General features: G+C 49.3%; 26 protein-coding genes and 1 pseudogene. 17 read left to right on the top strand and 10 right to left on the bottom strand.

Features of this window, described 5'->3' with window-relative positions:
- Positions 1-2 precede the first annotated feature (2 nt).
- The 3 genes and pseudogenes from FH968_RS02305 to fumD all read left to right on the top strand — a co-directional run bounded on the left by FH968_RS02305 (position 3) and on the right by fumD (position 1,234).
- On the top strand, positions 3-221 hold the full coding sequence (locus tag FH968_RS02305; RefSeq protein WP_139876831.1) for an acyl carrier protein: 219 nt from the start codon (positions 3-5) through the stop codon (positions 219-221).
- Positions 222-678: 457 nt separating this feature from the next.
- Positions 679-942, top strand: a pseudogene (gene tolA, locus FH968_RS02300) (cell envelope integrity protein TolA); the annotation flags it as partial.
- 79 nt (positions 943-1,021) lie between these two features.
- Complete coding sequence (gene fumD, locus FH968_RS02295; protein WP_139876827.1) at positions 1,022-1,234, top strand: fumarate hydratase FumD; 213 nt, start codon at positions 1,022-1,024, stop codon at positions 1,232-1,234.
- Positions 1,235-1,268: 34 nt separating this feature from the next.
- Here the strand turns inward: fumD and cmoB are convergent, their stop codons facing one another.
- From cmoB to FH968_RS02270, 5 genes are all read right to left on the bottom strand, one after another.
- On the bottom strand, positions 1,269-2,240 hold the full coding sequence (gene cmoB, locus FH968_RS02290) for a tRNA 5-methoxyuridine(34)/uridine 5-oxyacetic acid(34) synthase CmoB (RefSeq protein WP_139876825.1): 972 nt from the start codon (positions 2,238-2,240) through the stop codon (positions 1,269-1,271).
- The gene (cmoA, locus tag FH968_RS02285) at positions 2,237-2,980 is read right to left on the bottom strand and encodes a carboxy-S-adenosyl-L-methionine synthase CmoA (protein WP_139876822.1); all 744 of its coding nucleotides are present in this window, start codon (positions 2,978-2,980) and stop codon (positions 2,237-2,239) included. The genes cmoB and cmoA overlap by 4 nt, the downstream gene beginning before the upstream one ends.
- Positions 2,981-3,019: 39 nt before the next feature.
- On the bottom strand, positions 3,020-3,415 hold the full coding sequence (locus FH968_RS02280) for an MAPEG family protein (protein ID WP_139876820.1): 396 nt from the start codon (positions 3,413-3,415) through the stop codon (positions 3,020-3,022).
- 70 nt (positions 3,416-3,485) lie between these two features.
- Entirely contained in the window at positions 3,486-4,304 is an 819-nt protein-coding gene (locus tag FH968_RS02275; protein ID WP_139876818.1) for a DUF72 domain-containing protein, read from the bottom strand.
- Entirely contained in the window at positions 4,301-4,867 is a 567-nt protein-coding gene (locus FH968_RS02270) for a hydrolase (RefSeq protein WP_139876816.1), read from the bottom strand. The genes FH968_RS02275 and FH968_RS02270 overlap by 4 nt, the downstream gene beginning before the upstream one ends.
- 260 nt (positions 4,868-5,127) lie before the next feature.
- Between FH968_RS02270 and aspS the strand changes: the two genes are divergently transcribed.
- The 6 genes from aspS to ruvB all read left to right on the top strand — a co-directional run bounded on the left by aspS (position 5,128) and on the right by ruvB (position 10,380).
- Positions 5,128-6,900: an aspartate--tRNA ligase gene (gene aspS, locus FH968_RS02265; RefSeq protein WP_139876815.1), complete on the top strand. Its 1,773-nt coding sequence runs from the start codon at positions 5,128-5,130 to the stop codon at positions 6,898-6,900.
- The gene (gene nudB, locus FH968_RS02260) at positions 6,900-7,343 is read left to right on the top strand and encodes a dihydroneopterin triphosphate diphosphatase (protein WP_139876813.1); all 444 of its coding nucleotides are present in this window, start codon (positions 6,900-6,902) and stop codon (positions 7,341-7,343) included. Before aspS ends, nudB begins: the two co-directional genes overlap by 1 nt.
- A 23-nt stretch (positions 7,344-7,366) precedes the next feature.
- Entirely contained in the window at positions 7,367-8,110 is a 744-nt protein-coding gene (locus FH968_RS02255) for a YebC/PmpR family DNA-binding transcriptional regulator (protein WP_139876811.1), read from the top strand.
- Between the two features lie 43 nt (positions 8,111-8,153).
- On the top strand, positions 8,154-8,675 hold the full coding sequence (gene ruvC / locus FH968_RS02250) for a crossover junction endodeoxyribonuclease RuvC (RefSeq protein WP_139876809.1): 522 nt from the start codon (positions 8,154-8,156) through the stop codon (positions 8,673-8,675).
- Between the two features lie 71 nt (positions 8,676-8,746).
- A complete protein-coding gene (gene ruvA, locus FH968_RS02245) occupies positions 8,747-9,358 on the top strand; it encodes a Holliday junction branch migration protein RuvA (protein ID WP_139876808.1) in 612 nt (203 codons plus the stop codon).
- A gap of 8 nt (positions 9,359-9,366) precedes the next feature.
- Positions 9,367-10,380 (top strand): Holliday junction branch migration DNA helicase RuvB, encoded by a 1,014-nt coding sequence (gene ruvB / locus FH968_RS02240; protein ID WP_139876806.1) that lies wholly within the window; start codon positions 9,367-9,369, stop codon positions 10,378-10,380.
- 316 nt (positions 10,381-10,696) lie between these two features.
- Here the strand turns inward: ruvB and znuB are convergent, their stop codons facing one another.
- Positions 10,697-11,482, bottom strand: a complete 786-nt coding sequence (gene znuB, locus FH968_RS02235; protein ID WP_139876804.1) for a zinc ABC transporter permease subunit ZnuB — start codon at positions 11,480-11,482, stop codon at positions 10,697-10,699.
- A complete protein-coding gene (gene znuC, locus FH968_RS02230; protein WP_139876800.1) occupies positions 11,479-12,234 on the bottom strand; it encodes a zinc ABC transporter ATP-binding protein ZnuC in 756 nt (251 codons plus the stop codon). Before znuC ends, znuB begins: the two co-directional genes overlap by 4 nt.
- Before the next feature lie 79 nt (positions 12,235-12,313).
- Here znuC and znuA point away from each other — a divergent pair, with 79 nt between their 5' ends.
- The 3 genes from znuA to lpxM all read left to right on the top strand — a co-directional run bounded on the left by znuA (position 12,314) and on the right by lpxM (position 15,694).
- Positions 12,314-13,258, top strand: coding sequence for a zinc ABC transporter substrate-binding protein ZnuA (gene znuA, locus FH968_RS02225; protein WP_139877260.1), 945 nt, complete (start codon positions 12,314-12,316; stop codon positions 13,256-13,258).
- Positions 13,259-13,273: 15 nt separating this feature from the next.
- Entirely contained in the window at positions 13,274-14,596 is a 1,323-nt protein-coding gene (mepM, locus tag FH968_RS02220; protein ID WP_139876798.1) for a murein DD-endopeptidase MepM, read from the top strand.
- A 123-nt stretch (positions 14,597-14,719) separates the two neighbouring features.
- Positions 14,720-15,694 (top strand): lauroyl-Kdo(2)-lipid IV(A) myristoyltransferase, encoded by a 975-nt coding sequence (gene lpxM, locus FH968_RS02215; RefSeq protein ID WP_139876796.1) that lies wholly within the window; start codon positions 14,720-14,722, stop codon positions 15,692-15,694.
- 40 nt (positions 15,695-15,734) lie between these two features.
- On the opposite strand, the gene pyk is transcribed toward lpxM, so the two are convergent.
- Together pyk and FH968_RS02205 are read right to left on the bottom strand one after the other, a co-directional pair.
- A complete protein-coding gene (gene pyk / locus FH968_RS02210) occupies positions 15,735-17,177 on the bottom strand; it encodes a pyruvate kinase (RefSeq protein ID WP_139876793.1) in 1,443 nt (480 codons plus the stop codon).
- A gap of 131 nt (positions 17,178-17,308) precedes the next feature.
- Positions 17,309-18,178 (bottom strand): MurR/RpiR family transcriptional regulator, encoded by an 870-nt coding sequence (locus tag FH968_RS02205; RefSeq protein WP_139876791.1) that lies wholly within the window; start codon positions 18,176-18,178, stop codon positions 17,309-17,311.
- A gap of 359 nt (positions 18,179-18,537) precedes the next feature.
- On the opposite strand from FH968_RS02205, the gene zwf reads away from it, so the two are divergent.
- The 3 genes from zwf to kdgA all read left to right on the top strand — a co-directional run bounded on the left by zwf (position 18,538) and on the right by kdgA (position 22,978).
- Positions 18,538-20,013, top strand: a complete 1,476-nt coding sequence (zwf, locus tag FH968_RS02200; protein WP_139876789.1) for a glucose-6-phosphate dehydrogenase — start codon at positions 18,538-18,540, stop codon at positions 20,011-20,013.
- 447 nt (positions 20,014-20,460) lie between these two features.
- A complete protein-coding gene (gene edd / locus FH968_RS02195; protein WP_139876787.1) occupies positions 20,461-22,272 on the top strand; it encodes a phosphogluconate dehydratase in 1,812 nt (603 codons plus the stop codon).
- 64 nt (positions 22,273-22,336) lie between these two features.
- Positions 22,337-22,978, top strand: coding sequence for a bifunctional 4-hydroxy-2-oxoglutarate aldolase/2-dehydro-3-deoxy-phosphogluconate aldolase (gene kdgA / locus FH968_RS02190; RefSeq protein WP_139876785.1), 642 nt, complete (start codon positions 22,337-22,339; stop codon positions 22,976-22,978).
- 33 nt (positions 22,979-23,011) lie between these two features.
- On the opposite strand, the gene purT is transcribed toward kdgA, so the two are convergent.
- Positions 23,012-24,190, bottom strand: coding sequence for a formate-dependent phosphoribosylglycinamide formyltransferase (gene purT / locus FH968_RS02185; RefSeq protein WP_139876783.1), 1,179 nt, complete (start codon positions 24,188-24,190; stop codon positions 23,012-23,014).
- Positions 24,191-24,328: 138 nt separating this feature from the next.
- Between purT and FH968_RS02180 the strand changes: the two genes are divergently transcribed.
- Together FH968_RS02180 and FH968_RS02175 are read left to right on the top strand one after the other, a co-directional pair.
- Positions 24,329-24,679: a YebG family protein gene (locus FH968_RS02180; RefSeq protein ID WP_139876781.1), complete on the top strand. Its 351-nt coding sequence runs from the start codon at positions 24,329-24,331 to the stop codon at positions 24,677-24,679.
- 117 nt (positions 24,680-24,796) lie between these two features.
- Positions 24,797-25,480: a tellurite resistance TerB family protein gene (locus FH968_RS02175; RefSeq protein WP_139876779.1), complete on the top strand. Its 684-nt coding sequence runs from the start codon at positions 24,797-24,799 to the stop codon at positions 25,478-25,480.
- Positions 25,481-25,551: the final 71 nt, after the last annotated feature.

Raw genomic sequence — 25,551 nt, 5'->3', positions numbered from 1 at the left:
AAATGGAACAGAAAGTTTTAGCATTATTTGAAAATGTCTTGTCGCGCAAAGTTGCCTTTAACGATGAGTTGATCGAATCCGATATTCTCGATTCTATTACAGCCGTTGATGTTGTACTGGAAGTGCAGGCGGAATTCGGGTGCGCTATTCCACCGACAGAAGTGGCAAGTGTCCTGAAAACACCAGCAACTTTAGCGGCCTGGCTTGAAGAAAACGCGTAAACCTAAAAAATTGGCCCTGGTATTTTACCGGGGTTTTTTATCTATATTTTCGTCACGCCGGGATCACTCGATTCCATGATATCCGTCTAAATAAGCTTTGCTTAATTCTTCAGTCCAAAGATGCACATTCCGAGGATCACATTGTTCAAGAGTTGCTTTAGCTTGGGGAGCATTCGTGAAAGTATTTTTCTCATGGAGTTCTTTCTCTGCTATAAAGTAGAAAACAGAGTAAATACAATGTGATGTACAGAAAATGATTTAAGTCTACAAAAATTTACTTTGAATGATTAATTATTAATTTTTACAACTATTTCAAGGATGAGGGAATATGAGAAAAATTCATTTTTATTCTAAGACAAGCGCGCAGTTTTTATTATTCATTGCGCTGATATTGCCATTAACTGGATGTGTAAAACCGCATCCGATGACTAAATCCCCTACAACGGACCCATCCCCCGATATCACCCATTACGCAAAGCTAATAAGCTCGAACATCGAAAGTAAGTTCAATTACAAAAAATCGTATGCCGGTAAGCACTGCACGTTACGTTTGAAATTAGCCCCAAATGGTATGCTGATGGGTGTCAAATCTGAAGAGGGCGACCCCGAACTTTGTCAGGCGGCCATTTCTGCAACGACTGCGGTGAATCAGTTTCCTGCCCCTCCGAATCAAAAGATCTATGATGTTTTCAAGAATGCAGTGCTTGATTTCAAACTCTAATGAAACCTACAACCACAATCAGGTTTATTAAATTGATGAATTAAACGTGTTAGGCTCCCTTAAAATAACGGAGAGCAAAATGAACATATCAGACAAAGAGCTTTACGATGAGATGTGCCGTATTGTTGGAAAGGTAGTGCTTGAGATGCGTGACCTTGGCCAGGAGCCGAAACACGTTGTGATAGCTGGTGTGGTCAGGACAATGTCTGCCAACAGTAAAATTCAGCGTTCGGAGCTAACAAGTGCTGCAATGGAAAAAGTCATTCGCGCGTTGGGTTTTGCAGCGAAATAACGAAGGCCACAAAGTGTGGCCTTATTAAGAGAATTTACGGCTTACGGGCCACTAAAACGGCACGCAGCGGAGCAGGGTAACCTTCAATAGTTTTACGATCGTCGTTCGGGTCGAGGAAATCGGCCAGCGATTCAGTGGTCAGCCAGCTTGTCTTACGCTGCTCTTCGCTTGTGGTGTAGCAATGATCGACGATGCGTACATCAACAAAGCCACATTTCTCAAGCCAGTTTTTCAACGCCAGCGCGGAAGGAATAAAGTAAACGTTGCGCATTTGTGCATAACGCTCGCCTGGCACCAATACGGTATTTTCATCGCCTTCTACAACTAACGTCTCCAGCACCAGTTCACCGTCTTTCGCCAGTTGATTTTTCAACTGGTAAAGGTGGTCAAGCGGGGAACGGCGGTGGTAGAGCACGCCCATTGAGAACACGGTATCAAAGATGTTCAGTTCCGGGAGTTGTTCAATGCCCAACGGCAGTACGTGCGCACGTTGATCGTTACCCAGCAATTTACGCACAGCTTCAAACTGGCAGACAAACAGTTGCATTGGGTCGATGCCTACGGCCAGATGCGCGCCAGCGCCAATCATACGCCACAGGTGATAACCACTCCCGCAGCCGACATCCAGGATGGTACGCCCGGTCAGCGGGGAAATATGTGGTAGTACACGATCCCACTTCAGGTCTGAACGCCACTCAGTATCGATATTCACGCCATACAGTGAATATGGGCCTTTACGCCACGGCATCAGATTACGAAGTAACTTTTCGATTCCCAAACGTTGGCCTTCGCTCAGCGGTATTTGTGATTCGGCAGTCACGCTGTGCAATAAATCCAGACGATATGGCGCTAGCTCAGGCAAATATTCGACTGTGTTGTACCAATGCTTGAACTGGCCGTGCAGGTTTTCACGCTGCCAGGTGGCAATTTGCGCAGGCAGCGTTTCGAGCCACGGAGCCAAAGGGTTTTTAGCGATAAGCTGATAAAAATTACCAAAGTCGATCATGCAGAAGTTCCTGATTTCAGTGCGACTAAAGAGCCAAAGTTAAAGCACTGGAACCATAATTCTGCGTGGTCAAATCCGGCTTGCTTGAGGCGTTTTTTATGTGTTTCGACAGAGTCGGTGAGCATGACATTTTCCAACATGCTGCGTTTTTGGCTGATTTCCAACTCGCTATACCCATTTGCACGCTTAAAGTCATGGTGCATATTGAACAGCAATTCACCTACTTCGCCGTCTTCAAAACTGAATTTTTCTGACAGCACTAATGCACCGCCTGGATTGAGTCCACAATAGATTTTTTCCAGCAGAAGTTTACGGTCTTCGGGCTCAAGGAATTGCAGGGTGAAGTTCAGCACCACCATCGAAGCATTTTCGATAACGATATCGCGAATATCCCCTTCGATGACTTCTACCGGTGTTAGCGCTTTGAATGCATCGAGATGGCGGCGGCAGCGCTCGACCATGGCTGGGGAGTTATCGACCGCGATAATTTTACAATTGTCATGCTGAATGTTGCGACGCACGGATAACGTAGCCGCGCCAAGCGAACAGCCGAGGTCATAAACCTGGCTTCCGGGAGCAACAAAGCGTTCCGCCAGCATGCCAATCATCGAAATGATATTGGAATAACCTGGCACCGATCGTTGAATCATATCGGGGAACACTTCAGCCACGCGTTCATCAAAGGTCCAGTCACCTAATTTGGCAATCGGGGCGGAAAACAGCGTATCGCGGTCAGACATAACGTTAAATCCGGAAATTCGAAAGGGGCATATTTTGCGTTAATGCAGCGAGAAAACCAACTCCCATGGCATATACCATAGGTTAGCCAGCACCATCAGGATTAAAGAACTCCAGGTGGCACTCATTCCTGAACGGCGCCAGCTGATTAAACGATGATGAAAACCATAAGCATGCATCAGGCGCCCGGCAATCAGTAGAAGTCCGCAAACATGAACCATCCAGGTTTCGGCTCCGTTCATTTCCATCAGCAATAAAAGCAGTAACGCGACAGGAATATATTCCACCGCATTACCATGAACTCTGATTGCGTTCTGAAGTTCACTAAAACCACCGTCACCATACGAGACGCGGTACTGCAAACGCATACGAACAACATCAAAAGAGAACTTAATCAGCAACAAAGCACCCAAAACGGCATAGAGCGCGCTTACCATACTCACATCCTTTAGAGATAGTTCCAGCACTGCATATGATAGCAGCGCAACCTATAAGCTGTCGCTATTCCTAAAAAAGGGAGTTTTGTTTTGGGATAGCTGGTTCGTTGCCTAGCGCGGGAAATGCCAGTTGTAGTGAAGGCCAGAGCGTATGAACCAAATCCTGCACATGTCCAATATCTGGGGTGTGCAAAAACAGGTAGGGCGTAGAGTTTTGTTCCCATTTGGGTAATGTCTTAAGCCAGACATCAAACAATGCTTTGTTTTGTTGCATATCGTCGCTGCCGATAAAACGCACCAGCGGATTGTGGGCAGTGACAAGTGCATGAACGGGTACTTTGGGCTTTTTACGTTGTGCTTCGCGAATGGCTTCGTTGTCGGGTTTTGCACTATGAACGGGGCGACTATCGAGAATGACTCGATTGACTCCGCGTTCATATAAGCCGCGATTGAGAGCTTGTTCATCGGCACTTTTATTGAAGAAAAAAGGGTGGCGGACTTCCACGCCGTAGCTGAAATCTTTCGGCAAAGAGTCGAGGAAATTCCACAAAGCTGATAAATCGGAAGGGCCAAACGAGGCCGGAAGCTGTAACCAGTATTGGCCGATGCGATTTGCCAGCGGAGACATTCTCTCGAGAAACTCGGTGGTCAAATCACCACATTGGCGCAGCGCTGCATTGTGGGAGATTGTTGCTGGGAATTTAAAGCAGAAACGGAAATCGTCGCCGGTCATTTCGCGCCAGCGCAACACGGTTTCCACTTTTGGCAAGGCATACAATGTGGTGTTACCTTCCACGCAATTGAAATGGCGGGCGTAATCCTCAAGAGAAGTGATGCCAAGGCGCACCCATTTCGGGTGCGACCATTGTGGAAGTCCAACGTATATCACAGCGCGGAGAGGACGTCTTCAGTGCTACGTACGCGGGCGATGCGCGGGAAAATATGCGTCATGCTACCCTGATGTTGTTCGCCGTTTGCGGCACTACAGGCATCTTCTGCAATAACCAGATTAAAACCCAGCTCCCAGGCGTTACGGGCGGTGGATTCCACGCCAATGTTGGTGGCAATGCCGCATAGCACGATGGTGTCGATACCGCGGCGGCGCAGTTGCAATTCCAGATCTGTGCCGTAGAAGGCGCCCCACTGGCGTTTGGTTACTTCAATATCGCTGTCTTTTTTGCCCAGTGCTTGCGGATAAACCCACCAGTTTTCAGGCAATGCATGTGCCGCGGGTTGTGCATCAACCGGTGGTTTGAGCGCATCGCCAAAGTCTTTTGACCAACCAACACGAACCATGACGACTGGTGAGCCATTTTCGCGGAATTTAGTAGCAAGCCTTGCAGAACGAGCCACCACATCCTGTGCGCTGTGCGGGCCACCCGCAAAGGGCAAAATGCCTTCCTGCAAATCAATCACTACCAGTGCTGTACGGGAAGTATTCAGTTCTAACATTCGGTGACTCCAGATCAAAATTAGGTTATCGGGTAATACCTTACGATGGAACTGGAGCACTGCAGTTTACAAATTTTGTTAATTTTTGTGAGAATAAGCCAAACAAGGCGCTTTGAAACGCGCCAGTCAGGCGTAACGGACTTATCTCCGGGCATTATTTCCAGTATAATGACCCCCTTTTTTCATCCAAATGTGACATACAAAATAGTGGCCACCGTTGCAGGTAACAGACAGTGTGCGGCTAATTTAAGGGATATCTCATGCGTACAGTATATTGCGGGCAGCTCAATCAATCCCATGTGGGACAACAAGTAACACTGTGTGGTTGGGTCAATCGTCGTCGTGACCTCGGTAGCCTTATCTTTATTGATATGCGCGATCGCGAAGGCATCGTGCAGGTGTTTTTCGACCCGGATCGTCAAGACGCGTTCCAGCTTGCTTCCGAACTGCGTAATGAGTTCTGCATTCAAATCACCGGGACCGTGCGCCCGCGTGACGAAAAAAACATCAACAAAGATATGGCTACTGGTGCTGTGGAAGTGTTCGCAACCGACCTGACCATCATCAACCGTTCTGAAGCATTACCGCTTGACTTTAACCACGTCAATACTGAAGAAGCGCGTCTGAAATTCCGCTACCTGGATTTGCGTCGCCCTGAAATGGCGAACCGCCTGAAGACTCGCGCTAAAATCACCAGCTTTGTGCGTCGCTTTATGGATGACCACGGTTTCCTTGATATTGAAACCCCAATGCTGACCAAAGCAACACCAGAAGGTGCTCGTGACTATCTGGTACCTAGCCGCGTTCATAAAGGTAAGTTCTACGCGTTGCCGCAGTCCCCACAGCTGTTCAAACAGTTGCTGATGATGTCTGGTTTTGATCGCTACTATCAGATTGTTAAATGCTTCCGTGACGAAGATTTACGTGCCGATCGCCAACCTGAATTTACTCAGATCGACGTCGAAACCTCCTTCATGACTGCACCTCAAGTGCGTGAAGTGATGGAAAAACTGGTTCGCGATTTGTGGCTTGATGTGAAAAACGTTGAGCTGGGCAATTTCCCAATCATGACTTTTGCAGAAGCAGAGCGCCGTTACGGTTCTGACAAACCAGACCTGCGTAACCCAATGGAGCTGGTGGATGTTGCTGATCTGCTTAAAGACATTGAGTTCAAAGTGTTCGCAGGCCCAGCAAATGATGCTAAAGGCCGCGTTGCAGCACTGCGCGTGCCGGGTGGCGCACAAATCAGCCGTAAACAGATTGACGACTACGGCAAGTTCATTGAGATTTACGGCGCGAAAGGCCTCGCTTACATCAAAGTAAACGAGCGTGCTAACGGTATCGAAGGTATCACCAGCCCAGTTGCTAAGTTCCTGAATGCAGAAATCGTTGAAGCTATTTTGGCCCGTACCGGTGCGCAAGATGGCGACATGATTTTCTTCGGTGCAGACAATAAGAAAGTCGTTGCCGATGCGCTTGGCGCACTGCGTCTGAAAATCGGTAAAGATCTGAGCATCACCGATGAAAAAGCGTGGGCTCCGTTGTGGGTTATCGACTTCCCAATGTTTGAAGAAAATGGCGAAGGTGGCCTGACCGCGATGCACCATCCGTTCACCGCGCCTAAAGATATGTCCCCAGAGCAACTGGCGGCAGATCCAGAAGCGGCTGTTGCGAACGCTTACGATATGGTTATTAACGGTTACGAAGTGGGTGGTGGTTCTGTACGTATCCACAACGGCCAGATGCAGCAAACCGTGTTTGGCATTCTGGGCATTACCGAAGAAGATCAGCGCGAGAAATTTGGCTTCCTGTTAGATGCCCTGAAATACGGCACTCCGCCACACGCGGGCCTGGCATTTGGTCTGGACCGTCTGACTATGCTGTTGACCGGCACCGACAACATCCGTGATGTTATCGCCTTCCCGAAAACAACAGCAGCAGCATGTCTGATGACAGAAGCCCCAAGCTTCGCTAACCCAACGGCTCTGGCTGAACTGGGTGTAGCCGTAATTAAAAAGGCTGAGAAAGAATAATGACCTATAAGTGTCCCGTTTCGGTACTGGTAGTTATTTTTGCCCAGGACACCGGGCGGGTGCTGATGTTACAGCGGCGTGACGATCCTGATTTCTGGCAGTCGGTTACCGGCAGCCTGGAAGAAGGTGAAAACGCGTTGCACGCAGCACAACGTGAAGTAAAGGAAGAGGTTGATATTGACGTTGTCTCAGAGCAACTGACCTTGATGGACTGCCAACGTTGTGTGGAGTTTGAGATTTTTACACATTTGCGTCATCGCTATGCACCGGGCATCACGCGCAATACAGAATATTGGTTCTGCCTTGCGCTGCCTCACGAACGCCAGATTACCATTTCGGAACATCTGGCCTGGAAGTGGACAGACGCAAAGATTGCGGCTGCTATGACTAAATCGTGGAGCAACCGGCAAGCGATAGAAGAGTTTGTAATTGATGTCGCCTGAAAAGGGCGCTTTTGGAGATTGTTATGGCAGGTCATAGTAAGTGGGCCAACACGAAACACCGTAAAGCAGCACAGGATTCCAAACGCGGTAAAATTTTCACCAAAATTATCCGTGAGCTGGTCACAGCTGCCCGTTTGGGCGGCGGTGATCCGGGTTCTAACCCACGTTTGCGTGCAGCGATTGATAAAGCATTATCCAACAACATGACACGTGACACCTTAAACCGTGCGATTGCACGTGGTGTGGGTGGTGATGAAGACACGAACATGGAAACCATCATTTATGAAGGTTACGGTCCTGGCGGTTCAGCTGTGATGGTTGAATGCTTGAGTGACAACCGTAACCGTACCGTGGCAGAAGTGCGTCACGCGTTCAACAAATGTGGCGGTAACCTGGGTACTGACGGCTCGGTAGCCTATCTGTTCACCAAAAAAGGCGTCATCTCTTATGCTCCAGGCAAAGATGAAGACACCCTGATGGAAGCTGCTCTGGAAGCCGGTGCCGAAGATGTTGTTTCTTACGACGACGGCGCAATCGACGTGTTCACTGCCTGGGAAGAAATGGGTGCCGTGCGTGACGCACTGGAAGCTGCGGGTCTGAAAGCCGACGAAGCAGAAGTTTCTATGATCCCATCTACCAAAGCAGATATGGACGTAGAAACAGCACCGAAGTTAATGCGTCTTATTGATATGCTTGAAGATTGTGATGATGTGCAAGAGGTTTACCACAACGGTGAGATCTCTGACGAGGTGGCGGCGACGCTGTAATGGCGTTGTCTGAAACCGTACACCTGTATAAGGGAGACGCGTGATGGCGATTATTCTCGGCATTGATCCGGGGTCACGCGTTACCGGTTACGGCGTTATTCGCCAGACTGGTCGGCAGCTAACCTATTTGGGAAGTGGCTGTATTCGTACTCAGGTTACCGACTTACCCTCGCGTTTGAAGCTTATCTACGCGGGGGTGAGCGAAATCATTACCCAATTTCAGCCTGAGTATTTCGCTATCGAATCCGTGTTTATGGCAAAGAATGCCGATTCTGCGCTTAAACTCGGCCAGGCTCGTGGTGCTGCGATTGTTGCGGCAGTAAACCATGACCTTCCTGTTTTCGAATATGCTGCCCGTCAGGTCAAACAGACGGTTGTCGGTATCGGAAGCGCGGAGAAAAGCCAGGTGCAGCACATGGTGCGCACGTTGCTTAAACTCTCTGCAAATCCGCAAGCTGATGCGGCGGATGCACTGGCAATTGCCATCACGCATTGCCACGTTACGCAAAATTCAATGCAGATGAGTGAGTCGAGGCTCAATCTGGCGCGGGGAAGATTAAAATAAATAGGGCTGGATATTCATCCAGCCTTTTTTATATGATAGGCAAAATTTTTGCATAACCGTAGGGGCACAACGTGATTGGAAGACTCAGAGGCATCATTCTGGAAAAACAGCCGCCGCTGGTATTAATGGAAATTGGTGGCGTAGGGTACGAAGTTCATATGCCAATGACCTGTTTCTACGAGTTACCGGAAATCGGTAAAGAAGCTGTAGTCTTTACCCAGTTTGTGGTGCGTGAAGACGCGCAATTGCTCTACGGTTTCAACAATAAACAAGAACGCACGTTGTTCCGCGAGCTTATCAAAGTGAATGGTGTTGGGCCGAAACTGGCGCTGGCGATCCTCTCTGGTATGTCTGCACAACAGTTTGTGAACGCTGTCGAGCGTGAAGAAATTGGTTCGCTGGTTAAGTTGCCGGGTGTGGGTAAAAAGACCGCTGAGCGCTTGATTGTCGAAATGAAAGACCGCTTCAAAGGTATGCATGGTGATCTGTTTACCCCTGCAACTGACCTGGTACTGATGGCTCCGGAAAGCGGCGTAACAGACGATGCAGAATCAGAAGCGGTTGCTGCACTGGTTTCACTGGGCTATAAACCACAGGAAGCCAGCCGTATGATCAGCAAAGTGGGCCGTGCCGGTGCCGATTGTGAAACCCTGATCCGTGAAGCGCTCCGCGCGGCGTTATGAGGTAAAGGATGATTGAAGCAGACCGCCTGGTTTCGCCAGGTACCATTACTCCAGATGAATTGATTGACCGGGCGATTCGCCCAAAACTTCTTGCGGAGTATGTTGGCCAACCGCAGGTACGCTCGCAAATGGAGATTTTTATCCAGGCGGCGAAACTGCGTGGGGATGCGCTCGATCATCTGTTAATTTTTGGCCCACCAGGGCTTGGTAAAACCACGTTGGCAAACATTGTCGCCAACGAAATGGGCGTGAATCTGCGTACTACGTCCGGTCCGGTGCTCGAAAAGGCTGGGGATCTGGCGGCAATGCTGACTAACCTCGAGCCGCATGACGTGCTGTTCATTGATGAAATCCATCGTCTGTCGCCGGTTGTAGAAGAAGTGCTGTATCCAGCAATGGAAGACTACCAATTGGATATCATGATTGGCGAAGGCCCTGCGGCGCGTTCGATAAAAATCGACTTGCCACCCTTTACCTTGATTGGTGCCACTACGCGTGCGGGGTCTTTGACGTCACCGTTGCGCGATCGTTTCGGTATCGTGCAGCGCCTTGAGTTTTACCAGGTTGCGGATTTGCAGCACATTGTTGGCCGCAGCGCTGGTGTATTGGGACTGGAGCTTAGCGAAGAGGGTGCGCTTGAGATTGCCCAGCGCGCGCGCGGTACGCCACGTATTGCCAACCGTTTATTGCGTCGTGTGCGCGACTTTGCGGAAGTACGACATGATGGCACGATCAATGGCGATATTGCTTCGCAGGCGCTGGACATGCTCAACGTCGATACCGAAGGCTTTGACTATATGGACCGCAAGCTGTTGCTGGCGGTTATCGATAAGTTTCTCGGCGGCCCAGTAGGGCTGGATAACCTGGCGGCGGCAATTGGTGAAGAGCGTGAAACCATTGAAGACGTGCTGGAGCCTTTTCTTATCCAACAAGGTTTCCTGCAACGGACTCCACGTGGACGTATCGCCACGCCAAGAGCGTGGACGCACTTTGGAATAATTCCTCCAGCCACACCGATGTGATTATTTGAGGGCCTGGTAACGCCAGGTTCTGAATGTCATCACAGTTAATCTGCACTGTAATTCTCTTTTAGTAATGACAGATAAATATAATCAAACACCCATGAAATAGAAAAAGACTCGGTTATTTTATTGAGGTCGACTGGGTGTGCAACATGACGTATTGGCAAAATATGCTGGCATAAACTCATAAGTGAAGAGGTTTGTTGCCCGGTAATACCAATAATATTCGCGGATAAAACCCACAATTCAATAGATGAACGGGATTTAATCGAGGAGTCGTCGGAATAACCTTTAAGGGCTATTCCGACGTTAAAGATTAGCTTGCTGTCTTTTTCATCATGCTCATGACAAACAGCACGGCCGAGCTCAGCACAACAGAAGGGCCGGCTGGCGTGTCGTAAAACGCAGAAAAAGTCAGGCCGCCGGTGACCGCTAATATCCCAACAATAACGGCAACACCGGCCATCTGCTCCGGAGTACGGGCAAAACGACGGGCAGTTGCTGCGGGGATAATCAGTAATGAGGTGATGATCAGTGCGCCAACAAACTTCATCGCCACACCAATAGTCAGCGCGGTGACCAGCATCAACAGCATTTTGGTGCGCTGGATATTAACGCCGTCAACGTGGGCGAGATCCTGGCTTATCGTCATCGATAACAAGTTGCGCCATTGCCATGCCAGCACGCCAATTACCACGGCTACGCCAAGAGCGATAGAAATAATGTCGGGAAAGGTGACGGAAAGTAGATCGCCAAACAGATACGCCATTAAATCAACGCGTACGTTGGACATCAAACTCACTACGACCAGGCCGAGCGACAACGCGCTGTGCGCCATAATGCCAAGCAGAGTATCAATCGCAAGGTGAGGGCGTTTTTCCAGCCACACCAGCCCAAGCGCCAGCATCAGCGTAACGGCGATCACTGCGTAAAATGGATTTACATTCAGCAACAAGCCGAACGCCACACCCAACAGGGAAGCGTGAGCTAAAGTATCACCAAAATAGGACATTCTACGCCAGACCACAAACGAACCCAGCGGACCAGCCGCACAGGCCAGCAAAACCCCGGCTAACCAACCGGGTAACAACAATTCAATCATGACTGACCATTCCCTCTGCGCAGCACAATACGTCCAGTAAGATCGTGACGATGGTTATGATGATGGCGATAGATACCCAGCTCTTCGGCGCCTCGCTGACCAAACATCGATATAAATTCTGGATGCATTGAAACAACTTCCGGCGTGCCGGAACAGCAGATGTGGTGATTGAGACACAACACATCGTCGGTTTTCGCCATCACCAGATGCAGATCGTGAGAAACCATCATCACCGCGCAATCAAGCTCGCGGCGCAGCTGATCGATTAGGTTATAGAGTGCTAGTTGACCGTTGACATCAACGCCTTGAGTTGGCTCATCGAGTACCAGCAGTTGCGGGTTGTTCAACAACGCACGCGCCAACAGCACACGCTGGTTTTCACCACCGGAGAGTTTTTGCATTGGGGCATCAATAAGATGGGCTGCCTGCACGCGTTTGAGTGCGGGCAAAATATCCGTTTTCTTCACACCTGGGCGAAGGCGCATAAATCTGCTAACGGTTAGCGGCAGAGTGGCGTCCAGATGCAATTTTTGCGGGACATAGCCAATACGCAAATTGCGGTCACGCTTGATAACACCTTCATCAGGTGCTACCAGGCCAAGCACCACGCGAACCAGCGTTGATTTCCCAGCACCATTTGGGCCAAGCAGCGTCAAAATTCGGCCCGGCTTAAGATCGAGAGAAATATCAGACAGCACGCGGCGTTGTCCGAATGAAACAGAAATATTTTCCAGTGATACCAGATTAGTCATGACAATTTCAGGGGTTGCAGAAGTTAGCGGATGTTATAATATCACACATCTCGAATTCATAACGATGAAAAGTCGCATTATGTTACATAAAAACGCATTTCTTTGCGCAGCTTTAACAACTGCATTTTTAGGCACTTCTGTCACCCCGGCTCAAGCCGCTGTGGTTGCCTCTATCAAGCCTTTGGGTTTCATCGCCGCTGCAATTGCAGAGGGTGTCACGCCAACCGAAGTTTTGTTACCGGATGGTGCTTCTGAGCATGATTATGCACTTCGTCCATCTGATGTAAAACGCTTACAAAGCGCGGACTTAGTGGTATGGGTCGGACCAGAAATGGAAGCCTTCATGCAGAAGTCGGTTCATCAATTAGCTGAACAAAAACAAGTACAATTGTCTGCACTTGCAGGTGTGAAACCGTTGCTCATGAAGGGGGTGGATGACGACGATCATGGCCATGAAGGACATGACCATCAAGGCGAAAATAGTGACGAAGATCACCATCACGGTGAATACAACATGCATATTTGGCTTTCGCCAGAGGTAGCGCGCCTGTCAGCGGTTGCAATCCACGATAAATTAGTGGAACTTATGCCCCAAAATAGAGCCAAACTTGACGCCAACTTGCAAACTTTCGAGTTAGGATTAGCCAACATCGATAAGCAAGTTGGTAGCGTGCTCGCGCCGCTAAAAGGTAAAGGGTATTTCGTTTTTCACGACGCTTATGGCTACTTTGAAAAACACTACGGTCTAACGCCACTCGGTCATTTTACCGTTAACCCTGAAATCCAGCCCGGCGCGCAGCGTTTACATGACATCAGAACACAGTTGGTTGAGCAAAAAGCCGTGTGCGTATTTGCTGAACCACAGTTCAGGCCAGCAGTAATTAATGCCGTTGCCAGAGGTACTAACGTTCGTTCCGGAACGCTGGACCCGCTGGGGATTGACATTAAGCTCGGCAAAGACAGCTATATGCAGTTTTTGAGCGGGCTTGCGAATCAATATGCAAGCTGCCTGAAAGGAGATTAATGAGGAAGTGAATACGTGCAACAGATAGCCCGCTCTGTCGCCCTGGCATTCGACAATTTGTCCCGACCCCATCGCGTTATGTTGGGGTCTCTTACAGTTCTTACACTTGCGGTCGCTGTCTGGCGACCGTACGTCTATCATCCTGAAGCCAGCCCCATTATTAAAACCATTGAGCTTGAGAAAAGCGAAATTCATTCGTTACTTCCTGAAGCCAGTGAACCATTGGATCAATCTCCTGACGCCGAAGACGACACTATTCCACAAGATGAACTGGATGATAAAACAGCCGGTGAAACGGGCGTTCACGAATATGTCGTGTCTACAGGGGATACGTTTAGCAGCATTCTGAACCAGTACGGCATTGATATGGGTGATATCAGCCAGCTTGCCGCCGTGGATAAAGACCTACGTAACCTGAAAATAGGCCAACAGATCTCCTGGACGTTGAACGATAACGGCGAATTACAGCGTCTGACATGGGAAATGTCGCGCCGCGAAACGCGTACCTATGACCGTTCAGGTAGCACATTCAAACTCAGCAGCGAAATGCAGCAAGGTGAGTGGGTGAACAACGTGCTCAAAGGCACGGTGGGTAATAGCTTTGTCAGCAGCGCAAAAGATTCAGGATTGACCAGTGCCGAAATCAGCGCAGTGATTAAAGCGATGCAGTGGCAAATGGACTTCCGTAAGCTGAAGAAAGGCGATGAATTCTCGGTGCTGATGTCTCGTGAAATGCTGGAAGGCAAACGCGAACAGAGCCAATTGGTGGGTGTTCGTCTACGCAGCAGCGGTAAAGATTACTACGCAATTCGCGCGGAAGATGGCAAATTCTACGATCGCAGCGGTTCCGGTCTTGCGAAAGGCTTTATGCGCTTCCCAACAGCCAAACAATTCCGTATCTCCTCAAACTTTAACCCGCGCCGTCTGAATCCGGTAACCGGGCGAGTTGCACCACATAAAGGTGTGGATTTTGCGATGCCACAGGGCACTCCGGTACTGGCAGTGGGTGATGGCGAAGTTGTGATGGCAAAACGTAGCGGGGCTGCGGGTTATTTCGTTGCTATCCGACACGGTCGCACATACACCACTCGTTATATGCACCTGAAGAAATTACTGGTAACACCAGGCCAGAAAGTTAAACGTGGAGACCGTATTGCACTTTCAGGCAACACAGGGCGTTCGACTGGGCCGCATTTGCATTATGAAGTGTGGATTAACCAGCAAGCGGTGAACCCGTTAAATGCGAAATTACCACGTACCGAAGGGCTGACTGGCTCGGACCGTACCGATTACCTGGCGCAGGTTCGTGAAGTCACACCACAGCTTAAGTTTGATTAATTAAGTCTTATGAAAAAAGCCGGTACTCAGTTACCGGCTTTTTCTTTGTCTGATGAGCATTACCCCGCTAAGATACTTACAAATTCATGTCATCAATGATTTGATGCTGTACTGAGAATATGCATGGAAAAAGCAAAAAAAAGTCACAGTGAGTTCATTCCTGAATTTCAAAAGGTCTTCTTGCACCCGAAGTTTTGGGGCGCCTGGTTAGGTGTGGGTGCTTTTGCAGGCCTCGCGATGCTACCGCCATCATTAAGAGACCCGTTATTGGGTAAAGTGGGGCGTATTGCCGGGCGTTTGGGTAAAAGTGCCCGTCGTCGTGCGCAAATTAACTTACTGTATTGCTTCCCGGATATGCCGGAAGCCGACCGTGAAGCCGTTATCGACGAGATGTTTGCCACAGCGCCTCAAGCGATGGTGATGATGGCTGAGCTGGCAATTAAAGATCCGAAAAAGATCATGCAGCGCGTTGACTGGCACGGTAAAGAAATTATCGATGAACTAAAGCAGCGCGAAGAAAACGTGATTTTTCTCGTTCCCCATGGTTGGGCAGTGGATATTCCTGCAATGCTGATGGCATCAGAGGGCCAGAAGATGGCTGCGATGTTCCATAACCAGGGCAATCCGCTATTTGATTACATGTGGAATACAGTGCGTCGCCGTTTTGGTGGCCGCCTGCATGCACGTAATGATGGGATTAAACCGTTTATCAGCTCAGTCCGTCAGGGGTATTGGGGATATTATCTGCCAGACCAGGATCACGGCCCTGAACACAGTGAGTTCGTCGATTTCTTCGGCACTTACAAAGCGACATTGCCTGCGATTGGCCGATTGATGAAAGTGTCGAGAGCTCGTGTCGTACCACTGTTCCCGGTTTATAACAGCAAGACGCATCGTCTGGATATTCATATTCGCCCACCGATGGACGATTTAGCCGACGCTGATGACATGACCATAGCCCGGCGCATGAATGAAGAAGTTGAGATTTTGGTAGGGCCGAATCTTGAACAATACACCTGGATTCTTAAACTGCTCAAAACGCGCAAGGAAGGGGAGACTGAACCTTACCGACGCAAAGAGTTGTATCCGAAGAAATAGAAAAGGGGCCGACTGGCCCCTTTGTCATCATGCAGATGAGTTACTCAACACACAGAATACGCGTGGTGTTGGTTGTACCAATAGTACTCATCACATCGCCCTGGGTAACGATAACCAGATCGCCAGAAACCAGGTAGCCTTTATCACGTAACAGATTCACAGCATCGCTTGCTGCGGCAACGCCGTCGCTTGAGCTGTCAAAGTGCACCGGCGTCACACCACGATATAAAGAGGTGAGGTTCAGTGTGCGTTCATGGCGAGACATGGCGAAAATCGGCAGACCGGAGCTGATACGTGAAGTCATCAACGCGGTACGACCTGATTCTGTCATGGTGATGATTGCAGTTACCCCTTTCAGGTGGTTTGCCGCATACATTGCAGACATTGCAATCGCTTCTTCTACGTTGTCGAACTGTACGTCCAGACGGTGTTTAGAAACGTTGATGCTTGGGATTTTTTCAGCACCCAGGCAAACACGTGCCATTGCGGCAACGGTTTCAGCCGGGTATTGACCTGCTGCAGTTTCAGCAGAAAGCATTACTGCATCGGTACCATCCAGAACGGCGTTCGCCACGTCCATTACTTCAGCACGGGTAGGCATTGGATTGGTAATCATTGACTCCATCATCTGAGTCGCGGTGATTACCGCACGGTTTAGCTTACGAGCACGACGAATCAGGGTTTTCTGAATACCAACTAGCTCAGGATCACCGATTTCAACGCCCAGGTCACCACGTGCAACCATCACAACGTCGGATGCCAGGATAACGTCGTCCATTGCTTCTTCACTGCATACTGCTTCAGCACGCTCAACTTTAGCGACGATTTTAGCGTCACAGCCTGCCTCACGCGCCAGGCGGCGGGCGTAGTTCAGGTCTTCGCCACAACGCGGGAAGGAAACGGCCAGATAATCAACACCGATTTTCGCGGCAGTCAGAATATCCGCTTTGTCTTTGTCGGTCAGCGCTTCAGCAGAAAGGCCACCACCCAACTTATTGATACCTTTGTTGTTCGACAGCGGGCCACCAACAGTGACTTCGGTAAAGACTTTCATACCCTGAACGTCGAGCACTTTTAACTGTACGCGGCCATCGTCGAGTAACAGGACGTCACCGGTGACGACATCAGCAGGCAGACCTTTGTAGTCGATACCGACTTTTTCTTTGTCGCCTTCGCCTTTACCCATGTTGGCATCAAGCAGGAATTTATCGCCGATGTTAAGGAAAACTTTACCTTCTTTGAAGGTAGAAACACGAATTTTTGGTCCTTGCAAATCGCCCAGAATAGCGACATGACGACCCAGTTTCGCAGCAATTTCACGAACTTTGTCAGCACGGATCTGATGATCTTCTGCGGTACCGTGGGAAAAGTTCATACGTACCACGTTAGCGCCAGCTGCGATAATCTTTTCCAGATTATTGTCGCGATCGGTAGCCGGGCCTAAAGTGGTAACGATTTTGGTTCTACGTAGCCGTCTGGACATGTATTACTCCGTTGACTGAAACAACTTTGGTGTTGTGTTAACAAAAGATTCGGTAAATCAGGATGCGCTGAAAAACGCAAAGCAACAACTTAACCGAATGACCTAAAAAGTTACAGCTTTGTTATAAAGTCTTAAGGTTTATCGAGCGAGATAAACAGGTCCTTATCAAAACGCGATTCCTTTAGTGCTTCTTTGACTCGCTTCAAGTTATCTCTGAATTTCGCTCCGCGACGCAAAGTAAAACCAGTTGCCAGCACATCAATCACCGTTAACTGCGCAAGGCGTGACACCATCGGCATATAAATATCGGTATCTTCTGGCACATCAAGTAATAAAGAGAGCGTTGCTTCGCGGGCGAGCGGTGAGCCTTCTGAGGTTATTGCCAGCACAATGGCATCGTTTTCGCGGGCCAGTTGTGCCAGTTCAACTAAATTTTTAGTGCGCCCGGTATGTGAAATGAGCACAACGACATCTTCTTCACTGCAATTCATACAGCTCATGCGCTGCAAAACAACATCGTCGGAATAGATAACCGGCACATTAAAACGAAAGAATTTGTTCATTGCGTCATGGGCGACGGCAGCAGAAGAACCCAAACCAAAAAAGGCAATTTTCTTGGCCTGGGTTAGCAAATCTACCGCGCGATTGACTGCGGCCATATCCAGTGATTGCCGAACCTGGTCCAGACTTGCCATGGCGGATTCGAAGATTTTGCCGGTATAAGCTTCAACGCTATCGTCTTCGTCAACATTCCGGTTTACATAGGGAGTGCCATTCGCCAGACTTTGCGCTAAATGTAATTTAAAATCAGGGAAGCCTTTGGTTTCAAGGCGGCGGCAAAAACGGTTGACTGTCGGTTCGCTAACGTCAGCACTGCGGGCGAGCGTGGCAATGCTTGAGTGAATGGCATCTTGCGGTGCGGTAAGAATCACTTCTGCGACTTTACGTTCTGATTTGCTAAGGTGTTCCAGTTGAGACTGGATTTTGTCCAGCATATTCATAGGTGTCCGGCACTCATGGATTTTGTCGATTTCAACAAATGGAGAAATCGTGGCACGATTTAGCAAGAATATACGCTTGCCCATAAACGAAAGGGGAAGTTAACAGCTGTAATGATGTTGTTTTTTTTCATTACATGATCAGTGTCTAACTTTAGGCATGATATACATCGACTACAAAACGTCAGAGAATTCCACGATTCATCGCTAAAAGTGGCACTGACGGGCAAATGCTGCGCACCAAAGCGATCAAATAATGGGCAGTGGTTTACCAGGATTCATCAAAAGCAGTACATTGTTCTGTAATAAAATTACAAACGGGCCGGTGCAGAATCCCGGACATCCGAAACGAGGAGACAAAAATGGCGGTAACACAGACAGCTCAGGCATGTGACCTGGTGATTTTCGGTGCAAAAGGCGACCTTGCGCGCCGGAAACTGCTGCCATCCCTGTATCAGTTAGAAAAGGCTGGGCAGATCCACCCTGATACACGCATTTTGGGTGTGGGCCGCGCAGACTGGGATAAAGAGGCGTACACCAAAGTGGTGCGTGAAGCGATTGAAACCTTCATGAAGGAAAAGATCGATGAAAGCCTGTGGGATAAATTGAGCGGCCGTCTCGATTTTTGCAACCTGGATGTTAACGACACCGCAGCTTTTACCAAACTCGGTAAGATGCTCGACCAGCAAAATCGCGTCACCATTAATTACTTTGCCATGCCACCAAGTACGTTTGGCGCAATCTGTAAAGGCCTGGGCAAGGCGAAGCTGAACGCTAAACCTGCTCGTGTTGTCATGGAAAAACCGCTCGGTACTTCACTCGCGACATCTCAGGAAATTAATGACCAGGTTGGCGAGTATTTTGAAGAGTGTCAGGTTTATCGTATTGACCACTACTTAGGTAAAGAAACTGTACTGAACCTGCTGGCGCTGCGTTTTGCTAACTCCCTGTTTGCGAATAACTGGGATAACAAAACCATCGATCATGTGGAAATCACCGTGGCTGAAGAAGTTGGTATCGAAGGGCGTTGGGGTTACTTTGATCAGGCCGGCCAGATGCGCGACATGATTCAAAACCACCTGCTGCAAATTCTGTGCATGATTGCGATGTCCCCGCCATCTGACCTTACTGCTGATCATATCCGCGATGAGAAAGTAAAAGTGCTGCAATCACTGCGTCGTATTGATCGCAGCAATGTTCGCGAGAAAACCGTTCGTGGTCAGTACACTTCTGGTTTCGCCCAGGGCAAAAAAGTCCCTGGTTACCTGGAAGAAGAAGGTGCAAATAAAAACAGCAGCACCGAAACATTTGTCGCTATCCGTGTTGATATCGATAACTGGCGTTGGGCGGGTGTGCCGTTCTATCTGCGTACCGGTAAACGTCTGCCGACCAAATGCTCTGAAGTTGTGGTCTATTTCAAAAGCCCACCATTGAATCTGTTTAAAGACTCCTGGCAAGATTTGCCACAAAACAAGCTCACCATTCGTCTGCAACCGGACGAAGGCGTGGATATTCAGGTGCTCAACAAAGTGCCAGGGCTTGAACACAAGCACAATCTGCAAACGACCAAGTTGGATTTGAGCTATTCCGAAACCTTCAATGAAACACATCTGGCAGATGCTTATGAGCGCCTGCTGCTGGAAACTATGCGTGGTATTCAGGCACTGTTCGTGCGCCGTGACGAAGTAGAAGAAGCATGGAAATGGGTCGACTCCATCACCGAAGCATGGGCTGCAGACAACGATGCACCTAAACCTTACCAGGCCGGCACCTGGGGCCCAGTAGCATCAGTTGCGATGATCACCCGTGATGGGCGTTCATGGAATGAGTTCGAATAATCCGTGTCATCCTTCGAGTTGCCTCTTTGTTGGCTTTCCTCGCTCACCCCAGTCACTTACTAATGTAAGCTCCTGGGAATTAATGAGAGACTCCTGTCTCTCACCGGAGGCCAGCCTTTGGCTGGTCAAATTCGTTCCCGACGAATTTGTCACTGCTTCGCGGCCTCAATGCAACACGAATGATTTAGCGGATGAAATCGGTGTAATTGTGCAAAAACCGTGTAACAAAAGGTTTGTATTTTACCGGTAACATGATCTAACACCAAAGTGGTGTAAATTTTTTAATTTAAAAGCCCTGACTGGATTCACCAGCGGGGCTTTTTTATTTACACTAGCTGAAGCGATTATGCCCTGATGGTACGGATTGCCGCCTCCTGAGAAGAAAATAGAGCCGGTAACGTCGACCACCTGCCCAAAGCGACGGCAGCCACTTTTTGAGGACTTGTTATGAATCCTAATTTGTTACGCGTAACAAAACGCATCGTTGAACGTTCCCGCCAGACTCGCGAAAATTATCTGGCACGCATTGAAAAAGCGAAGACCAAAACCGTCCATCGCTCAGAGTTAGCTTGCGGGAATCTGGCTCATGGTTTTGCTGCTTGTCAGCCTGAAGATAAAGCCGCGCTGAAAAGCATGCTGCGTAACAACATTGCGATCATCACGTCCTACAACGATATGCTTTCTGCTCATCAGCCATATGAGTATTACCCTGACCAGATTCGTAAAGCATTGCACTCTGTTGGCGCGGTAGGGCAAGTCGCTGGTGGTGTGCCTGCGATGTGCGATGGAGTGACTCAGGGGCAGGATGGGATGGAGTTGTCACTGCTGAGCCGCGAAATTATTGCGATGTCTACGGCGATTGGCTTGTCACATAATATGTTTGATGGCGCGCTATATCTTGGGGTGTGCGACAAAATTGTCCCAGGCCTGACCATGGCAGCACTTTCCTTCGGCCATTTACCAGCGGTCTTTGTGCCATCAGGCCCAATGGCGAGTGGCTTGCCAAATAAAGAAAAAGTGCGAATTCGCCAGCTGTATGCGGAAGGTAAAGTTGACCGTCTGGCGCTGCTCGAATCGGAAGCTGCGTCTTATCATGCACCGGGTACTTGTACTTTCTACGGCACAGCCAATACCAACCAAATGGTGGTTGAGTTTATGGGCATGCAGTTGCCCGGATCTTCTTTCGTTCATCCAGATGCACCATTACGCCACGAATTGACTGCCGCGGCAGCACGCCAGGTGACTCGTCTTACCGGAAACGGTAATGAGTGGATGCCAATCGGTAAAATGATTGACGAAAAAGTTGTGGTAAACGGCATTGTTGCATTGCTGGCGACCGGCGGGTCAACCAACCACACCATGCATCTGGTGGCAATGGCACGTGCGGCGGGCATTATTATCAACTGGGATGATTTCTCTGACCTGTCTGATGTGGTGCCATTGTTAGCGCGTCTGTATCCGAATGGTCCGGCCGATATTAACCACTTCCAGGCTGCGGGCGGTGTACCCGTGTTGATGCGCGAATTGCTCAAAGGTGGTTTGCTGCATGAAGATGTGAATACCGTCGCGGGCTTTGGTCTGCATCACTACACCATGGAGCCGTGGCTGGATAACGGCCAGCTGGCATGGCGTGAAGGTGCAACCACCGCGCTGGATAGCGACGTTATCGCGACATTCGAAAAACCATTCTCCAAACACGGCGGCACTAAAGTGCTCAGCGGTAACCTGGGCCGAGCAGTGATGAAAACCTCTGCGGTGCCGGAAGAAAATCAAATCATTGAAGCCCCAGCCGTCATTTTCGAAAGCCAGCACGATGTTTTACCGGCGTTTGAAGCGGGCAAACTTGACCGTGATTGCGTCGTTGTTGTGCGTCATCAAGGGCCAAAAGCGAACGGCATGCCAGAATTACATAAACTTATGCCGCCACTTGGGGTATTATTGGACCGCTGTTTCAAAATTGCGTTAGTGACTGATGGACGACTATCGGGTGCTTCAGGTAAGGTGCCTTCTGCAATCCATGTTACCCCAGAAGCTTATGATGGTGGGCTGCTGGCAAAAGTCCGTGATGGCGATATGATTCGCGTGAACGGTCAAACGGGTGAATTGATGTTGCTGGTCGACGATGCTGAGCTTGCAAAACGCACTGCATACCACCCGGATCTCAGCGCAGATCGCGTTGGAACAGGCCGTGAATTATTTAGCGCGTTACGCGAACAGTTATCTGGCGCGGAACAAGGCGCGACCTGCATTAAATTTTAAGGACCGGACGTAGCAATTGCTGCACTGGAAACGAATTATAAAGTTGGTTGAAGAGGCTCTTAAGATGAAAAACTGGAAAACTACTGCGGAACAGATCCTGAAAACAGGACCGGTCGTTCCGGTTATCGTAGTAAACAAACTGGAACACGCAGTACCAATGGCTAAAGCGTTAGTTGCTGGCGGCGTGCGAGTTCTGGAAGTGACTTTGCGTACTCCATGTGCGATGGACGCAATTCGTGCAATCGCTAAAGAAGTACCTGAAGCGATTATCGGCGCGGGTACTGTTCTGAATCCACAACAATTGGCTGAAGTTACCGAAGCTGGTGCACAGTTCGCAATTAGCCCAGGCCTGACCGAACCATTGCTGAAAGCAGCAACCGAAGGCTCTATCCCATTGATCCCAGGTATCAGCACTGTTTCTGAGTTGATGCTGGGTCTGGACTACGGCTTGAAGGAATTCAAATTCTTCCCGGCTGAAGCGAACGGCGGTACCAAAGCACTGCAAGCTATCGCAGGCCCATTCTCTCAGGTTCGTTTCTGCCCAACTGGTGGCATCTCACCTGCTAACTACCGTGACTACCTGGCGCTGAAAAGTGTTCTGTGTATCGGTGGTTCATGGTTAGTGCCGGCAGACGCACTGGAAGCAGGTGATTATGATCGTATCACCAAGCTTGCTCGTGAAGCTGTAGAAGGCGCAAAACTGTAATTCGAAACCGCTCCCTAAAAAGGGAGCGGTTTTTTATCCTTTGACGCTCACAGCTTTTGTTGCCGCAATTGCACGTCCAATAGCATCTTCCACACTCGTCCCTGTCGCCAGTGCCACACCCATTCGACGTTTGCCATTAATCTCCGGTTTGCCAAACAATCTCACCTGTAAACCTGCGCCAAGCGCTGCACCCACATTGCTGTACTGCACGTTATCACTGACCAACTCAGGAAGAATCACCGCAGAAGCAGCCGGTCCATACTGACGAATATCGCCAATTGGCAGGCCGAGGAAAGCGCGAACATGCAATGCGAACTCTGACAAGTCCTGAGAAATCAGCGTTACCATGCCAGTGTCGTGCGGACGAGGGGAGACTTCACTAAAAATGACTTCGTCGCCACATACGAACAGCTCGACACCAAACAGTCCATAACCCCCTAACGCTTTTACCACTTTTGCAGCGATTTCTTGCGCACTAGTCAGTGCAGCATCACTCATTTTTTGCGGTTGCCAGGATTCACGATAATCGCCATCTTCCTGACGATGGCCAATTGGGTCACAGAAATGCACGCCATCGACAGCGCTAATGGTCAGCAGGGTGATTTCAAAATCAAAATTAATCACACCTTCGACAATCACACGTCCTTTACCTGCGCGGCCACCCATTTGTGCGTATTCCCAGGCTTGCGCCAGTTGATCCGCCGTGCGAATAAAACTCTGCCCTTTGCCAGAAGAACTCATGACCGGTTTAACGATACAGGGAAGTCCTATTTCCTCAACCGCTTGCAAGAACGCTTCTTCGCTATCAGCAAAACGGTAGCTGGACGTTGGAATGCATAATTCTTCTGCCGCCAGACGGCGAATGCCTTCACGGTTCATGGTGAGTTTCGCGGCTCTTGCACTAGGCACAACGCACTGGCCTTGCTGCTCGAGCTCAACCAACATATCTGTAGCAATGGCTTCAATTTCGGGAACAATGAAGTCTGGCATTTCAGCGGCAACCAGCTTTTTAAGCTCAGCTCCGTCCAGCATATTAATGACATGGCTGCGGTGTGCGACATGCATCGCAGGGGCATCGGCGTAACGGTCTACGGCAATCACTTCCAGACCAAGACGCTGGCATTCGATAGCCACTTCTTTTCCTAATTCGCCTGAACCTAACAACATGATACGTGTAGCTGAAGGACGAAGCGCTGTTCCCAAAATTGACATAATCTGTATACCCGAACGGAGAAAATAGACTGGCGGATTATAAACGAAAACGTTTGCGTTCGCAGTGGTTTTCCCGCTTGCGGTGCAGGGGTAATATCATTATACTGTTTAAATAAACAGTTAAATCGGAGCTGCAAAATGGCGGTTGAAATCAAATACGTCGTAGTACGAGAGGGGCAAGAAAAAATGTCATTCGCAAATAAGAAGGATGCAGACGCCTATGACAAAATGCTCGACCTGGCAGAAGTGCTGAGTGAGTGGCTTATTCATAGCCCTGTTGCTCTCGAGGAAGGGCAAAATGATGTACTGGCGATGTGGATGGCAGAAAATAGAGATGTGCTTTCTACCGTGCTGAAAAGCGGCAAACTGCCTGAGCTGGAAAACACCGAGACTGTTGATGCAACCGTCGCTGAAGACGTGAACACCGAAGAGATCGCATCCGACGATAAAGTTGCTGAGCATCCACGCAAGCGCACCAAGGCCGCCTGAGTTTTTTCGCGTCGGATCCCCGGCGCGATTCTTTTCCCATCTTTAGCCTGATCAGACACTTCTTGACAGCCTTTAGCTTAATCTCAGATGTTAAGTACCTAATAAAGGGTGTGTCTTATGAGCAATTGGTTACAGCAGCTTCAATCCATGTTGGGACAAGCGACGCAATCCGGTCAAAATCAATCTTCTGGCAGCCCTCAAGGGAATAGTCCTCAGGGGCTGAGTAAATTGCTGGTTCCCGGCGCATTGGGTGGTTTGGCAGGTTTGCTGCTGGCAAGTAAATCATCCCGTAAATTGCTAACTAAATATGGTACTAGTGCTCTATTGGTGGGCGGCGGAGCGGTAGCGGGAAGCGTGTTGTGGAACAAATATAAAGATCGCGTACGCGATGCCCATCAAGGCGAACCGCAGTTTGGCCAACAACAGACACCAGTTGATGTGCGTACACAACGTTTGATAACGGCACTGGTATTTGCCGCTAAAAGTGATGGTCACATTGATGACAAAGAACGCCAGGTTATCGAGCAGCAATTGCGTGATGCGGGGATTGAAGGGCCTGGACGCAACCTTATCCAGCAGGCAATTGACCAACCACTCGACCCGCAACGTTTGGTGCAAGGCGTTAATAACGAAGAAGAAGCTCTGGAGCTTTATTTCCTGAGCTGTGCGGCAATCGATATCGACCACTTCATGGAACGCAGTTATTTAAACGCACTGGGCGATGCTCTAAAAATCCCTCAAGATGTGCAGGAAGGTATTGAACAAGATATCCAGCAACAAAAACTCAACCTGCCGGGTTAAACCCGGCTTTTTCCCCAAAATCCCACGTTTCGCTTGCAAGGCTGTCTGAATTTGCCACCCTTACAGGGTGT

It is taken from the genome of Buttiauxella sp. B2 (assembly GCF_006376615.1).
GTDB lineage: Bacteria > Pseudomonadota > Gammaproteobacteria > Enterobacterales > Enterobacteriaceae > Buttiauxella.
This window is presented reverse-complemented; position numbering and strand designations above follow the sequence as displayed.

What these genes read in the sequence shown, in the direction of transcription:
- edd (WP_139876787.1), top strand. Translation starts at nt 20,461, where the DNA reads ATGAATCCTAATTTGTTACGCGTAACAAAACGCATCGTTGAACGTTCC.
- znuC (WP_139876800.1), bottom strand. Translation starts at nt 12,234, where the DNA reads ATGACTAATCTGGTATCACTGGAAAATATTTCTGTTTCATTCGGACAA.
- znuB (WP_139876804.1), bottom strand. Translation starts at nt 11,482, where the DNA reads ATGATTGAATTGTTGTTACCCGGTTGGTTAGCCGGGGTTTTGCTGGCC.
- FH968_RS02305 (WP_139876831.1), top strand. Translation starts at nt 3, where the DNA reads ATGGAACAGAAAGTTTTAGCATTATTTGAAAATGTCTTGTCGCGCAAA.
- FH968_RS02280 (WP_139876820.1), bottom strand. Translation starts at nt 3,415, where the DNA reads ATGGTAAGCGCGCTCTATGCCGTTTTGGGTGCTTTGTTGCTGATTAAG.
- fumD (WP_139876827.1), top strand. Translation starts at nt 1,022, where the DNA reads ATGAACATATCAGACAAAGAGCTTTACGATGAGATGTGCCGTATTGTT.
- ruvB (WP_139876806.1), top strand. Translation starts at nt 9,367, where the DNA reads ATGATTGAAGCAGACCGCCTGGTTTCGCCAGGTACCATTACTCCAGAT.
- cmoA (WP_139876822.1), bottom strand. Translation starts at nt 2,980, where the DNA reads ATGTCTGACCGCGATACGCTGTTTTCCGCCCCGATTGCCAAATTAGGT.
- ruvC (WP_139876809.1), top strand. Translation starts at nt 8,154, where the DNA reads ATGGCGATTATTCTCGGCATTGATCCGGGGTCACGCGTTACCGGTTAC.
- aspS (WP_139876815.1), top strand. Translation starts at nt 5,128, where the DNA reads ATGCGTACAGTATATTGCGGGCAGCTCAATCAATCCCATGTGGGACAA.
- FH968_RS02175 (WP_139876779.1), top strand. Translation starts at nt 24,797, where the DNA reads ATGAGCAATTGGTTACAGCAGCTTCAATCCATGTTGGGACAAGCGACG.
- znuA (WP_139877260.1), top strand. Translation starts at nt 12,314, where the DNA reads ATGTTACATAAAAACGCATTTCTTTGCGCAGCTTTAACAACTGCATTT.
- FH968_RS02180 (WP_139876781.1), top strand. Translation starts at nt 24,329, where the DNA reads ATGGCGGTTGAAATCAAATACGTCGTAGTACGAGAGGGGCAAGAAAAA.
- FH968_RS02270 (WP_139876816.1), bottom strand. Translation starts at nt 4,867, where the DNA reads ATGTTAGAACTGAATACTTCCCGTACAGCACTGGTAGTGATTGATTTG.
- FH968_RS02255 (WP_139876811.1), top strand. Translation starts at nt 7,367, where the DNA reads ATGGCAGGTCATAGTAAGTGGGCCAACACGAAACACCGTAAAGCAGCA.
- FH968_RS02205 (WP_139876791.1), bottom strand. Translation starts at nt 18,178, where the DNA reads ATGAATATGCTGGACAAAATCCAGTCTCAACTGGAACACCTTAGCAAA.
- kdgA (WP_139876785.1), top strand. Translation starts at nt 22,337, where the DNA reads ATGAAAAACTGGAAAACTACTGCGGAACAGATCCTGAAAACAGGACCG.
- pyk (WP_139876793.1), bottom strand. Translation starts at nt 17,177, where the DNA reads ATGTCCAGACGGCTACGTAGAACCAAAATCGTTACCACTTTAGGCCCG.
- purT (WP_139876783.1), bottom strand. Translation starts at nt 24,190, where the DNA reads ATGTCAATTTTGGGAACAGCGCTTCGTCCTTCAGCTACACGTATCATG.
- lpxM (WP_139876796.1), top strand. Translation starts at nt 14,720, where the DNA reads ATGGAAAAAGCAAAAAAAAGTCACAGTGAGTTCATTCCTGAATTTCAA.
- nudB (WP_139876813.1), top strand. Translation starts at nt 6,900, where the DNA reads ATGACCTATAAGTGTCCCGTTTCGGTACTGGTAGTTATTTTTGCCCAG.
- cmoB (WP_139876825.1), bottom strand. Translation starts at nt 2,240, where the DNA reads ATGATCGACTTTGGTAATTTTTATCAGCTTATCGCTAAAAACCCTTTG.
- zwf (WP_139876789.1), top strand. Translation starts at nt 18,538, where the DNA reads ATGGCGGTAACACAGACAGCTCAGGCATGTGACCTGGTGATTTTCGGT.